Raw genomic sequence first — 12492 nt, 5'->3', positions numbered from 1 at the left:
AGGGGACGAGCGGATGGACATCCTCACCCGACGCAGGTTCCTGTTCGCCAGTGGCGTGGCCGGGGCGGGTGCGCTCGCGGCCGGCGCAGGCGCGTACGGCCTGTCGGACCTGTTCGACACGGCCGGTGACCGGGACCCGCAGGCCCGTACCCTGGTCCTGGTCACCCTCTACGGCGGCAACGACGGCTTGAACACCGTCGTCCCGTACGCCGATCCGGCCTACCAGGACGCCCGCCCCGAGCTGGCGTACTCGGCCGACGAGGTGAAGCGGCTGGACGACCGGGTGGGGCTGAACCCGGCGCTGGCCGGGCTGCACCGGCTGTACGGCGAGGGCAGGCTGGCCATCGTGCGCGGTGTCGGATATCCGACACCCAACCGCAGTCATTTCCGCTCGATGGACATCTGGCAGACCGCCCGCCCCGACCGCCCCGAGCACACCGGCTGGCTGGGCCGCTGGCTGGACGGGGTGGGCGGCGACCCCCGGCTCGCGGTCTCCTTCGAGCCGACCCTGCCGCCGCTGCTCGCCGGTGCCCGCAGCGCGGGTGCCGCCGTACCGGTGACCGAGCGGAAGGCCCGCCGCCCGGTCGGCGACCCGACGCTGGCCAAGCTCGCGGTGGCGGAGCCCGGCGAACCGGCCGGCCAGGCCCGGGCCGCCGCCTGCTTCGCCGACCTGCGCGCCGTCGACGCGATGCTCACCGAGGTACGCGACGCGGCCGAGGAAGCCGACGAGGCCGACGACGGCGGTAACGACGACCGGCCGGCCGCGACCGCGACCGGCGGGGCGCGCAGCCCGCTCGCCGCCCAACTCGACCTGGTGGCGCAGTGCGTCGAGGCCGGGGTGTCGAGCCGGGTCTTCTCGGTCTCGCTGGGCGGCTTCGACACCCACGCCGACGAGAAGCAACTCCAGGCGGTGCTGCTCGGCCAGGTCGACAAGGCGCTGACCGGCTTCGTCGACCGGATGGCCGGCACCGAGGCCGGGCGCAGGGTGGTGGTGGCGGTGTACTCGGAATTCGGCCGGCGGGTCCGGGCCAACGCCTCGGACGGCACCGACCACGGCACCGCGTCCGACGTCTTCCTGCTCGGCGCCGGGGTACGCGGCGGCCTGCACGGCGAACCGCCCAGCCTGACCCGGCTCGACGACGGCGACCTGCGGTTCACCACCGACTTCCGGGACGTCTACGCCAGCCTGCTGGAGCGGGTCCTCGACACCGAACCGGAGCAGGTGCTGGCCGGCTGGCGGGGCCGGCTGTCCGGGGTGCTGACCTGACGGCGGCCGGCAACCGGTGCCCGAGGGCGGCTCAGTCCTCGTCCTCCTCCGGATCCTGGTTGGCCTCGACGCCGAGCACGAACGCCTGCATCGCGAGCTCGTCGTCCGACGGTGCGACGAACGCCGGCAGCTCGCGGGGGCCCAGCTCCTGGACGTACGCCCAGAACAGCCGGACCGCCTCGGCCGGTGACCCCGCCTCGATCGGCAGGTCGAGGCTGACCAGGTAGTTCCGGCGCTCCGGCGATGGGCCGACCCGCCCGGCCAGCTCCTGGTAGACCGCTGGGTCGACCGGGGTGACCGGGCCGTCGAGGGCGAGCCGGTCGGCCGGGACCGGCTCATCGAAGACCTGCCGGGTGTACGTCACCGCGAGCGCCCCGGTCTCGCCCAGCCCGGACTGCGGATCGTCCGGATCCCGCTCCTCGACGCCGTCGGCGGCGATCACCCGGCCGAGCGCGACCACCAGAGGCGGCCGCTCGTCGCGGACCACCAGGACGGGATCGCCGGGGTCGGGTCGGGGCCCGCCGTTGCGGCCAGTCAGCTCCAGGGTGTCGTGGTGGAAGAGCCGCTCGGCCTCGTAGCGCTCACCGGGGATGACGACGGCCCACGTCCGGGCCGAACCCGCTGCACTCATGCCGCTATCCCATCACGGCGGCGGCCGGCGGCTTGACGTGGCAGCCGTCGAGGTGGTCGTCGACCATGCCGGTCGCCTGCATCAGCGCGTACGCCGTGGTGGGGCCGACGAACCGGAAACCCCGCTTCCGGAGCGTCTTGGCCATCGCGGTCGACTCTCGCGTGATCGCCGGCACCTCCGCGAAGGACCGGGGCCGGGCCGCCCGGGCGGCCGGGGCGAACGACCAGAGCAGTGCCGCCAGCCCGTCCGGCAGGTCGAGCGCGGCCCGCGCGTTGGCGATCGCCGCCTCGATCTTCGCCCGGTTCCGTACGATGCCGGCGTCGGCCATCAACCGGCTGACGTCCGCGTCGCCGTAGCCGGCCACGGTCTCCAGGTGGAACCCGTCGAAGGCGAGCCGGAACGCCGGCCGCTTCCGCAGGATGGTCAGCCAGGAGAGCCCGGACTGGAACGCCTCCAGCGTCAGCCGCTCGTAGAGCGCGTCGTCGCCGTGCAGCGGTCGGCCCCACTCCTCGTCGTGGTAGACGGCATAGTCCGGAGTGCTCGCGCCCCAGCGGCAACGGGCCAGCCCGTCGTCGCCGGTCACCAGATCAGTCACGGCGTCAACGGTAGGCCAACCCGCCGACAACCCGCCGGTGACCGGCATCACCGCCGCCCGGCCACGGGCACAGGAACGGGCACGGGCACGGGCACGGGCACGGGCGGATGGTGCCGAGGTTCAGGGCAGTTGGCCGCGCTCCACCAGCCGGGCAAACCGCTTCAGCGCCTGGGTGAGGCCGAACTTGGAGCCGGGCCAGAGCACCGGCCAGGCCACCCGGCCGGCCGAGCCGCCGGGCAGGTGGAACCACTCGTGCCAGACCACCTGGGTCCGGTCCTCGGCCATCTGGGTGCAGCGCAACACCCCGGGACCGCGCAGCAGACCGCCGCAGTGCACCACCCGCACCTCGTACGGCGGGTCCACCCGGACCACCCGCATCTCGTCGCGGAGCACGGCCGGCCCGACCGCGGTGACCGCCTCCACCAGGCTGCCCTCGCCCCCGTCCCCCTCCACCAGGCGGACCCGGGTGAACGGGATCCAGTCGCCCTGCCGTTCCCAGGCGGTCAGCGCGGCGAAGACCCGGGGTGCGGGGGCCGCGACGATGACCGTCGCGGTGACCTCTCCGGCGCCGGGCTGGGCCGCTGCCCGGAGCCCCTCGGTGCCGTCCGGATCCGCACCGCCCGGGTCGGCGGCGCTCACGCCCGCTCCGGTTGCTCCGCCGGTCCGCTCGGCCCGGCCGCCCCGTCTGCCTGCATCGGCCGCCCGACCCGGGTGGTGTGCGCCTCGTCGGCCGGTTCGTCCGACTCGTCGGCGGCGTCCGCCGGTACCGGCCGGGCCGGCTGGTCGTCCTCGCCGTCGCCGGTCGGATCGCTCGATCCGTTGCTGGCGGCCGGCCGGATCGGTGCGGTGGCCTCGGTCAGGTCGCCGTCCTCGGCCTCGATCACGGAGCCGCCCCCCCGGACCGGCCGGGTCGGGGCCGGTTCGTCGCCGTCCGTCCGGTCGTCCGTCGCCGGCGCGGCAGCCTCCGCCGGAGCAGGCTCCGCCGGAGCAGGCTCGGGCCGGGGCGACGGCTCGGACCCGAACTCGACCGGCTGGAACTCGAGCGGCGCCGGCTCGGCCAGCCCGGACCGGCGCTCGGAGCCGCTCGGGCCAGCGCCGGCGGCGTCGGCCGGGCCGGTGACCGGTGGCACCGGCGACGAGTGGACCCCGATCCCGCCGGTCGTCGCCGCGGCGGCCAGCGTACGGGCCGAGGAGTTGTCAACCACGGCGTCCGGCGCGGCGCCGGCCGACCCGGCCGGTACGAGAGCTGCCTCCCGGGCCCGGCGGAGCACCTCGGCGTCGTCCAGCCGTCCCTCCCGCAGCGCGGTGACCTCCGCCTGGAGCACCCCGATCAACTCGTCCTTGTAGCCGATGTCGTACGCCGTGCGGCGCAGCGCCAGGTCGACCTGGGCCATCCGGTATCCCCGCAGTGCCAGGTCGAACCGGACCTGCCCGACGTCGGTCTCCAGCAGCGGCCGGTTGCCGGGCAGCGGCACCGCCCGACCGTCCGGCTCGGCGGTGCCCAGCCCCGGATCGGAACCGGTCACCAGCACCGTCACCCCGAAGACCACCGCCGCGACGGTCAGCGCCACGACCAAGAGGAGCAGAACCTGACCCATCCGCCGATGGTGGCATGGCGAGCCGGGCCGGGCGACCCCGCCACCCCGGTCATTCTTCGACGGACGTGAAACCCTGCCCGCCGGCACCGCCGCCGGACCGGACGGCGGTGCTCACGGCGGCCCGGCACCCCGGCTCGCGGGCCCGACCGACGCGGGCGCCCGCACGGGTACGGCGGTCCGGAGCCGACTAGCGTGATCAGCGCGAAGACGGTGGAGGAGGAGTGGATGGCGGAGGCGCTTCGACTGGGGCGGCGCACGTTCGCGCCCGGCGACCTCGCCGTGATGGCGATCGTGAACCGTACTCCGGACTCGTTCTTCGACCGGGGCGTGACCTTCGCGGCGGAGAGCGCGCTGCGGGCCGTGGAGCGGGCGGTGACCGAGGGTGCGGAGATCATCGACATCGGCGGGGTGAAGGCCGGGCCCGGTGCCGAGGTGGATGTGACCGAGGAGATCCGTCGTACCGTCGGCACCATCGCCGCCGTCCGGGCCGCCTTTCCGGACGTGGTGATCTCGATCGACACCTGGCGGGCCGAGGTGGCCGTCGAGGCAATCGCGGCCGGCGCCGACCTGCTCAACGACACCTGGTCCGGTGCCGATCCGGCGCTCGCCGAGGTGGCCGCCGCGACCGGGGTCGGACTGGTCTGCTCGCACGCGGGCGGGTTGACGCCGCGTACCCGGCCGCACCGGGCGGCCTTTCCCGACCTGCTGGGCGACGTGCTCGACACGGTCACCGGGCTCGCCGACCGGGCGGTCCGGCTCGGGGTACGCCGGGACGGCATCCTGATCGACCCGGCGCACGACTTCGGCAAGAACACCCGGCACTCGCTGGAAATCACCCGGCGACTCGGCGAGTTGACCGGCACCGGCTGGCCGGTACTGGTGGCCCTGTCCAACAAGGACTTCGTCGGGGAGACCCTTGACCTACCGGTGGACCAGCGGCTGGAGGGCACCCTCGCGGCCACCGCGATCTCGGCCTGGCTGGGTGCCCGGGTCTTCCGGGCCCACCAGGTACGCCCGACCCGGCGGCTGCTGGACATGGTCGCCTCGATCCGGGGCGACCGGCCGCCCGCGGTGTCCCGGCGCGGACTGGCCTAACCCGCCCGGTCCGCTCTCAGACCCGGGTCGCTGAACCTTTCAACCTGAACCGCGCGGCGCCCACGCACCGCGTCCCCTTGCGGTCCGCCGGACCGCAAGGGGAGGTTGAAGAAGGTTCACTGGGTCCAGCGGAGGATGTTCTTCCGCCAGGCGTAGAGGATGCCGAGGGCGAGCACGGCGACGAAGATGGCCATCTCGATCACCGTGACGAGGCCGAACCCGGGCCGGTCGAAGACCACCGCCCAGGGAAAGAGAAAGACCGCCTCGACGGCGAACAGGACGTAGAGATAGGCGTAGACGTAGTAGCGGATCTGCATCTGGGCCCAGTCGCTGCCGACCGGATCCAGCCCGCACTCGTAACTGGTCCCCTTGCCGGGCGGGTCCGCGGGGCGGGCCGGCCGGAGCACCCGATTGGCGGCGAACGCCCCGACGAAGACCAGTACGCTGGCGAGCAGCAGCAGCCCCAGCGTCGCGTACGACCCCAGGTATCCGGTCATGTGCGGCAGCCTACCGTCCGGTGTCGGGTTTCTGCCTCGTAGAATTCGACGTCCGGAGTTCGGTGATCTGGATAACGACACCGCTTTCCGGGTGGGGCGAAAGCACGCTAATGCTGCCATTACAGCGTCCCATGTGACGGACCTTGGGCAAGGATCACCTAACCATCGACGTAGGCTCTGCAATGAAGGACTGGAGCGGGCCCGGCCCTCACCACCGCCAACCCGCCACCGGCGCTCAAGGAGGACATGTGGCCGAGCAAGGCGAGGTCACCCCTGAGCTCAGCCCGTCCGACCGGGCCGAGCGAAGCGAGGTGCAGCAGTGAGCAAGCAGGTCCAACAACTGGATCGGGTGGTCATCCGGTTCGCCGGCGACTCCGGCGACGGCATGCAGCTCACCGGCGACCGATTCACCTCGGAAACCGCCCAACTGGGCAACGACATCTCGACGCTGCCGAACTTCCCCGCGGAGATCCGCGCCCCCGCCGGCACCCTACCCGGAGTGTCGAGCTTCCAGGTGCACTTCGCGGACTACGACATCCTGACCCCGGGCGACGCCCCCAACGTCCTGGTCGCGATGAACCCCGCTGCGCTGAAGGCCAACCTGGCCGACCTGCCGCGCGGGGCCGACATCATCGTCAACACCGACGAGTTCACCAAGCGCAACCTGGCCAAGGTGGGCTACCAGGCCAGCCCGCTCGACGACGGCTCGCTGGACGGCTACGTGCTGCACCCGGTGGCGCTGACCTCGATGACCGTCGGCGCGCTGGCCGAGCACGACGTCTCGAAGAAGGACGCCGAGCGGGCCAAGAACATGTTCGCACTCGGCCTGCTCTCCTGGATGTACTCCCGGCCGTACGAGTCGACCATCCGCTTCCTGGAGCGCAAGTTCGCCGCCCGGCCGGAGCTGGTCGCGGCGAACACCGCCGCCTTCAAGGCCGGCTGGAACTTCGGCGAGACCACCGAGGATTTCGGGGTCCGCTACGAGGTCAAGCCGGCGAAGATGAACCCCGGGACATACCGGAACATCACCGGCAACGCCGCGCTCTCGCTGGGCCTGGTCGCCGCCGGTGTCCGGTCCGGGCTGCCAGTCTTCCTCGGGGCGTACCCGATCACTCCGGCCTCGGACATCCTGCACGAGCTGAGCAAGCACAAGCGGTTCGGCGTCACCACGATGCAGGCCGAGGACGAGATCGCGGCGATCGGGGCGGCGCTCGGCGCCTCGTACGGCGGTGCGCTCGGCGTCACCACCACCTCGGGCCCGGGCGTGGCGCTGAAGGGCGAGACGATCTCCCTGGCGGTGGCCCTGGAGCTGCCGCTGGTCATCGTCGACGTGCAGCGGGCCGGCCCGTCCACCGGCATGCCGACCAAGACCGAGCAGGCCGACCTCAACATGGCGCTGTTCGGCCGGCACGGCGAGGCGCCGGTCGCGGTGATCGCCCCGCGCTCGCCGTCCGACTGCTTCTTCGCCGCCCTCGAAGCGGCCCGGATCGCGCTGACCCACCGCACCCCGGTGATCCTGCTGTCGGACAACTACGTGGCGAACGGCTCCGAGCCGTGGCTGCTGCCGGACGTCGAGTCGCTGCCGGACCTGCGGGTCGAGTTCGCCACCACGCCGAACGGTGAGGACGGTAAGACCTTCCTGCCCTACCTGCGCGACCCGGCCACGCTGGCCCGGCCGTGGGCGATCCCCGGCACGCCGGGGCTGGAGCACCGGATCGGCGGCCTGGAGAAGGCCGACAAGACCGGCGACATCTCGTACGACCCGGCGAACCACGACTTCATGGTGCGGACCAGGGCGGCCCGGATCGAGGCGATCCAGGTACCGGACGTCGAGGTCGAGGACCCAGACTCGGACGCCCGGGTGCTGGTGCTCGGCTGGGGCTCGACGTACGGGCCGATCGGCGCGGCCTGCCGTGGGCTGCGCCAGCGCGGCCTGCCGGTGGCCCAGGCGCACCTGCGGCACCTCTCGCCGCTGCCGGCCAACCTCGGCGAGGTGCTGGCCCGCTACGAGAAGGTGGTGATCCCGGAGATGAACCTCGGCCAGCTCGCTCACGTGATCCGGGCCCGCTACCTGGTCGACGCGATCGGATACAACCAGGTCCGGGGGCTGCCGTTCACCGCCACCGAGCTGGAGACCATGCTGGAAGAGGTCGTGAAGAATGCCTGAGCCCGTCGCCCTCAAGCTCACCACCAAGGACTTCAAGTCCGACCAGGAGGTGCGCTGGTGCCCCGGCTGCGGTGACTACGCGATCCTCGCCGCGGTCCAGTCGTTCATGCCCGAGTTGCAGATTCCCCGGGAGCGGATCGTCTTCGTCTCCGGCATCGGCTGCTCGTCGCGCTTCCCGTACTACATGAACACGTACGGGATGCACTCGATCCACGGCCGGGCCCCGGCGATCGCCACCGGGCTCTCGGTCTCCCGGCCGGACCTGTCGGTCTGGGTGGTCACCGGTGACGGCGACGCGCTGTCGATCGGCGGCAACCACCTGATCCACGCGCTGCGCCGGAACGTCAACCTCAAGATCCTGCTCTTCAACAACCGGATCTACGGGCTGACCAAGGGGCAGTATTCCCCCACCTCGGAGGTCGGCAAGATCACTAAGTCGACACCGGTCGGCTCGGCGGACGCGCCGTTCAACCCGCTCTCGCTGGCTCTCGGTGCCGAGGCGACCTTCGTGGCCCGGACCATCGACTCGGACCGCAAGCACCTCCAGTCGGTGCTGCGCGCCGCCGCCGAGCACCAGGGCTCGGCGTTCGTGGAGATCTACCAGAACTGCAACATCTTCAACGACGGCGCCTTCGACCCGTTGAAGGAGCCGGCCACCCGGGACGACTATCTGATCCGGCTGGAGCACGGCCAGCCGATCACCTTCGGTTCCGAGGGTCAGTTCTGCGTCGTCCACCCGCCGGGCGGGTTCGGTCTGGAGGTCCGGGAGACCGCCTCGGTACCCGCGGACGAGATCGTGGTGCACGACGCCACGGTGACCGAGCCGGCGTACGCCTTCGCGCTCTCCCGGCTGCCCGGCTTCGCCCTGCGCAACACCCCGATCGGGATCTTCCGCAACGTCGACCGGCCCAGCTACGACGGTGTGGTCCAGGGACAGCTCGACGCGGCCCGGGCGAAGAGCACGGGCACCCCGGAGGAGCAGCTCGCTGGCCTGCTGAACAGCGGCGACACCTGGACGATCCTCTAGGACGTCCGGGGTTGCGGACCCGTCGACCGGTGAGCGCCGGTCGGCGGGCCTGAGCCGGCAGCGCGGGCGACCGTCAGCGGGACTGGTCGGCGGGGGCGCTGCCGCTGCTGGACCGGTCGTCGCGGACGTACACCAGCATGTCGCCGGTCTCGATGGCGGTGGCGGCCTGGTCGGCGAGCGAGACCACCTTGCCCCGCCGGACCAGCGCGATGACCAGCGCCTCCAGTTGGCGCGGTGACACGCCGACCTCGTCCCGGGTGGCCGAGCGCATGGCCAGCGCCATGCCCTGGCCGGGGGTGAGCAGGTCCTCGACGACGTCGATCAGCGGCGGGGCTGAGGTGGAGACGCCGAGCAGCCGGCCGGCGGTCGCCGACGAGACGATGACGTGGTGCGCCCCGCTCTGCCGCAGCAGCGGGGCGTTTTCCGCCTCCCGGGCGGCGGCGATGATCCGGACCTGGCCGGCGGTGAGCTGCCGTACGGTCAGCGTGACCAGTACGGAGACCTCGTCGCTGTCGGTCGCGATGATCACGGATTTCGCGTGCCGGACGTGCGCCTCGTTCAGCGTCGCCGACCGGGTGGCGTTCCCCTCGATCACGACCAGTCCGGCCGAGGTGGCCTGCCGGACGGCCGCCGGATTTCGCTCGACGACGAGGATCCGTTGCTTGTCGAAGCCGGTTTCGAGCAGTGCGGAGATCGCGCTACGGCCCTTGGTGCCGTAGCCGCAGATGATGACGTGGTCCTTCACTTTCCTCCTCCACCGCGTCAAGCGGAGGTTGGTGCGGTACTGCTCGGTCAGGACTTCCAGGGTGGTGCCGACCAGGATGATCAGGAACAGCACCCGGGCCGGGGTGATCACCAGGACGTTGATCAGCCGGGCTCCCCGGGTGACCGGCGTGATGTCGCCGTATCCGGTGGTGGAGAGGGAGACCACCGCGTAGTAGAAGGAGTCGAGAAGGGTGATCCCGTCCTCGTTGACGTCACGGTAGCCGTCCCGGTCGAGGTAGACCACCGCGACGATCAGCAGCACGAGACCGATCGCGGCGGCGACCCGCTGGCCCAGCGCCCGCAGTGGCCCCCTGCGGATGGCGGGAAAGTGGATCATCGCCAACCCCGCCTCATCGCCGCCCCCGCCCGCACGCCCACAACATAGCCGGGATCATCGCACCGGGTTGGCCGGGTACCCGGATCGGGGCCGAGGCCGGGTTGTGGTCGGGCGTCCAGCCATGCATCGAGCTGAAATTTTGGTTAGATACGTTGCGCTGGGTACGGCTGAATTAGCACGCTGTGACGTCAGGTGCGGTCATCCGCCCCCCAGACCCCCGCGCTGCACAACTCTCTCCCGTTGCCTGGAGGTGCCGTGACCACGCTGCCCGCAGTTCCCGATCTGGCCGCCGGGACCGTACTCCAGCTCCGTCAGGAGGACTGGCGGTACGGCGGCTACCCGCTCCGGCTCCGGGTCGAGCAGGTCCGGCACGACATCTCACACTATTACCAGGACGAGTGGGTCTGGATCGTCGGCGAGCGGCTCGACCGGGACGGCCGGGCACAGGGCCGGATCGAGGCGCTGGTCAGGGTGGCCGCCCTGGGTGAGCGTGACCGAGAAGGGCGCGACTGAGCAGAGCGGGCCGGGTGCGGGGGTTGCCCGGGCGGCACGGCGGATGGCGGGAGGCGGGAGGCGGACCGTACGGCGGAGAGTCCATGGTCGATCGAAGGCTTGCGCCCGGTGGCCACGGTGTGAAAATTTCCTTCCAGCGGCATAAGCGTGTCGGTATAAACCGCCGACGGGCGCCGCCGTGCCCCTCCCCGCCCCCGGGGGAGCCCAACGAAGGGACGCACCGCATGAAGCCATATCGGCTCGCAGCCGCCGGGCTGGCCGCAGCGCTGCTCGGTTCGCTCGTCGCCGCCCCGCCCGTGAACGCCGCACCCGCGAGCACCACCATCGCATCCACCCGTACCGGCAGCACCGGCTGCGCGACCGACCCCGCCACCCCGAAACGGCAGTTCCGGGCGATGTGGATCGCGAGCGTCGTGAACATCGACTGGCCGACCAAGGCGTCGTACACCGCGCCGGACCGGATCGCCGCCCAGCAGGCCGAATACACCGGCTGGCTCGACCTGGCCCAGCGGCTGAACCACAACGCCGTGGTCGTGCAGGTCCGGCCGACCGCCGACGCGTTCTGGCCGTCACCGCACGAGCCGTGGTCGGAGTACCTGACCGGGGTGCGCGGCCAGGACCCCGGCTGGGACCCGCTGGCGTACCTGGTCGCCGAGTCGCACAAGCGGAACCTGGAGTTCCACGCCTGGTTCAACCCGTACCGGATCTCCATGCCGGACGGCGCCGGCGCCGACGTCAACAAGCTCGCGCCGGGACATCCGGCCCGGGAAAACCCGGAGTGGGCGGTCGCCTACCCGCAGAACGCGGCCGGCTCCCGGCTCTACTACAACCCCGGCATCCCGGAGGTACGCCAGTTCGTCCAGACCGCCATGCTCGACGCGGTCAGGCGGTACGACATCGACGGCGTGCACTTCGACGACTACTTCTACCCCTACCCGGCGGCCGGGCAGGACTTCGCCGACCAGGCCACCTTCGAGCGGTACGGTGCCGGCTTCGCCAGCAAGGCGGACTGGCGGCGGCACAACATCGACCTACTGGTCCAGGAGATGGGTCGACGGATCAAGGCGACCAAGCCATGGGTGAAGTTCGGGGTCAGCCCGTTCGGCATCTGGCGCAACAAGGCGGTCGACCCGCTCGGCTCGGAAACCAACGGCACCCAGTCGTACGACGCCAACTTCGCCGACACCCGCAAGTGGGTCAAGGAGGAGTGGATCGACTACATCGTGCCGCAGGTCTACTGGAACATCGGCCTCGCGGTGGCCGACTACGCCAAGCTGGTGCCCTGGTGGTCGGAGGTGGTCGCCGGCACCCGGGTGCAGCTCTACATCGGGCAGGCGGACTACAAGATCGCCGACCCGGCGCAGCCGGCGCCCTGGCAGGACCCGGCCGAGATGTCGAAGCACCTGACCTTCAACCGGGACTACCCGCAGGTGGCCGGCAACATCCACTTCAGCGCGGTGCAGGTCCGGGCCAACCGGCTCGGCGCCACCGACCGCTACGCCGCCGAGCACTACTCCCGGCCGGCGCTGATCCCGACCATGCCGCACCTGGCCGCCAAGCCGCTGATGTTCCCGGTGCTGACCGGCGCGTCCCGGCAGTCCGACGGGGTACGGCTGCGCTGGCGGCAGCCGGCCGACGGGCTGGGGCCGTTCGGCCGGGCCACCTCGTACGCGATCTACCGGTTCGACGGGATCGACCTGCCTGGCTCCTGCGGCTTCGCCGACGCCGGCAACCTGGTCGGCACCGTCCGGTCCAGCGGCGCGGGTGTGCAGTCCTGGCTGGACAGCACCGCCGAGCCGGGCCGGCGGTACAGCTACTACGTGACCGCGCTGGACCGGCTGGCCAACGAGAGCCAGCCCAGCCCGCCGTGGTTCGTGCTCCGCTGAGCGGGGCCGACCGGTACTGACGCGCGAATGCTCCGGGGTACGGCACCTCGGAGCATTCGCCTGTTCTGGCGTCTGTCAACGAAAATAAAGGTCGGATAGAGATCGGCGGGCAAC

The 12492-nt window shown here is 71.8% G+C and carries 11 protein-coding genes and 1 pseudogene; 6 read left to right on the top strand and 6 right to left on the bottom strand.

Annotated elements, in window-relative coordinates:
* The first annotated feature begins 13 nt into the window (after nt 1-13).
* Nucleotides 14-1267 carry a DUF1501 domain-containing protein gene (locus tag ACSMXO_RS03725; RefSeq protein WP_455416693.1) on the top strand — a complete coding sequence of 418 codons (1254 nt, stop codon included), beginning with the start codon at nt 14-16 and terminating at the stop codon, nt 1265-1267.
* Between the two features lie 31 nt (nt 1268-1298).
* Here the strand turns inward: ACSMXO_RS03725 and ACSMXO_RS03720 are convergent, their stop codons facing one another.
* The 4 genes and pseudogenes from ACSMXO_RS03720 to ACSMXO_RS03705 form a co-directional block, all read right to left on the bottom strand.
* A complete protein-coding gene (locus tag ACSMXO_RS03720) occupies nt 1299-1898 on the bottom strand; it encodes a hypothetical protein (RefSeq protein ID WP_455416692.1) in 600 nt (199 codons plus the stop codon).
* A 4-nt stretch (nt 1899-1902) separates the two neighbouring features.
* Nucleotides 1903-2493 carry a DNA-3-methyladenine glycosylase I gene (locus ACSMXO_RS03715; RefSeq protein WP_346259865.1) on the bottom strand — a complete coding sequence of 197 codons (591 nt, stop codon included), beginning with the start codon at nt 2491-2493 and terminating at the stop codon, nt 1903-1905.
* A gap of 120 nt (nt 2494-2613) precedes the next feature.
* Entirely contained in the window at nt 2614-3132 is a 519-nt protein-coding gene (locus ACSMXO_RS03710; protein ID WP_346259866.1) for an SRPBCC family protein, read from the bottom strand.
* Between the two features lie 347 nt (nt 3133-3479).
* Nucleotides 3480-4091 (bottom strand): annotated as a pseudogene (locus tag ACSMXO_RS03705) (DivIVA domain-containing protein); the annotation flags it as partial.
* Between the two features lie 225 nt (nt 4092-4316).
* On the opposite strand from ACSMXO_RS03705, the gene folP reads away from it, so the two are divergent.
* Complete coding sequence (gene folP / locus ACSMXO_RS03700; RefSeq protein WP_455419162.1) at nt 4317-5186, top strand: dihydropteroate synthase; 870 nt, start codon at nt 4317-4319, stop codon at nt 5184-5186.
* Between the two features lie 116 nt (nt 5187-5302).
* On the opposite strand, the gene ndhC is transcribed toward folP, so the two are convergent.
* Entirely contained in the window at nt 5303-5683 is a 381-nt protein-coding gene (gene ndhC / locus ACSMXO_RS03695) for an NADH-quinone oxidoreductase subunit A (RefSeq protein WP_455416691.1), read from the bottom strand.
* A gap of 319 nt (nt 5684-6002) precedes the next feature.
* Between ndhC and ACSMXO_RS03690 the strand changes: the two genes are divergently transcribed.
* Entirely contained in the window at nt 6003-7850 is a 1848-nt protein-coding gene (locus ACSMXO_RS03690; protein WP_346259867.1) for a 2-oxoacid:acceptor oxidoreductase subunit alpha, read from the top strand.
* Entirely contained in the window at nt 7843-8877 is a 1035-nt protein-coding gene (locus ACSMXO_RS03685; RefSeq protein WP_455416690.1) for a 2-oxoacid:ferredoxin oxidoreductase subunit beta, read from the top strand. The genes ACSMXO_RS03690 and ACSMXO_RS03685 overlap by 8 nt, the downstream gene beginning before the upstream one ends.
* A gap of 73 nt (nt 8878-8950) precedes the next feature.
* Here the strand turns inward: ACSMXO_RS03685 and ACSMXO_RS03680 are convergent, their stop codons facing one another.
* Nucleotides 8951-9979 carry a potassium channel family protein gene (locus tag ACSMXO_RS03680; RefSeq protein WP_346259869.1) on the bottom strand — a complete coding sequence of 343 codons (1029 nt, stop codon included), beginning with the start codon at nt 9977-9979 and terminating at the stop codon, nt 8951-8953.
* 255 nt (nt 9980-10234) lie between these two features.
* Between ACSMXO_RS03680 and ACSMXO_RS03675 the strand changes: the two genes are divergently transcribed.
* Both ACSMXO_RS03675 and ACSMXO_RS03670 read left to right on the top strand, forming a co-directional pair.
* Entirely contained in the window at nt 10235-10492 is a 258-nt protein-coding gene (locus tag ACSMXO_RS03675; RefSeq protein ID WP_346259870.1) for a hypothetical protein, read from the top strand.
* 224 nt (nt 10493-10716) lie between these two features.
* On the top strand, nt 10717-12378 hold the full coding sequence (locus ACSMXO_RS03670; protein ID WP_455416689.1) for a glycoside hydrolase family 10 protein: 1662 nt from the start codon (nt 10717-10719) through the stop codon (nt 12376-12378).
* The last annotated feature ends 114 nt before the right edge of the window (nt 12379-12492 follow it).

This window comes from Plantactinospora sp. DSM 117369 (genome assembly GCF_053764795.1).
Note: the sequence above shows the minus strand (reverse complement) of the source record. Positions and strands in the feature narration are given on the sequence as shown.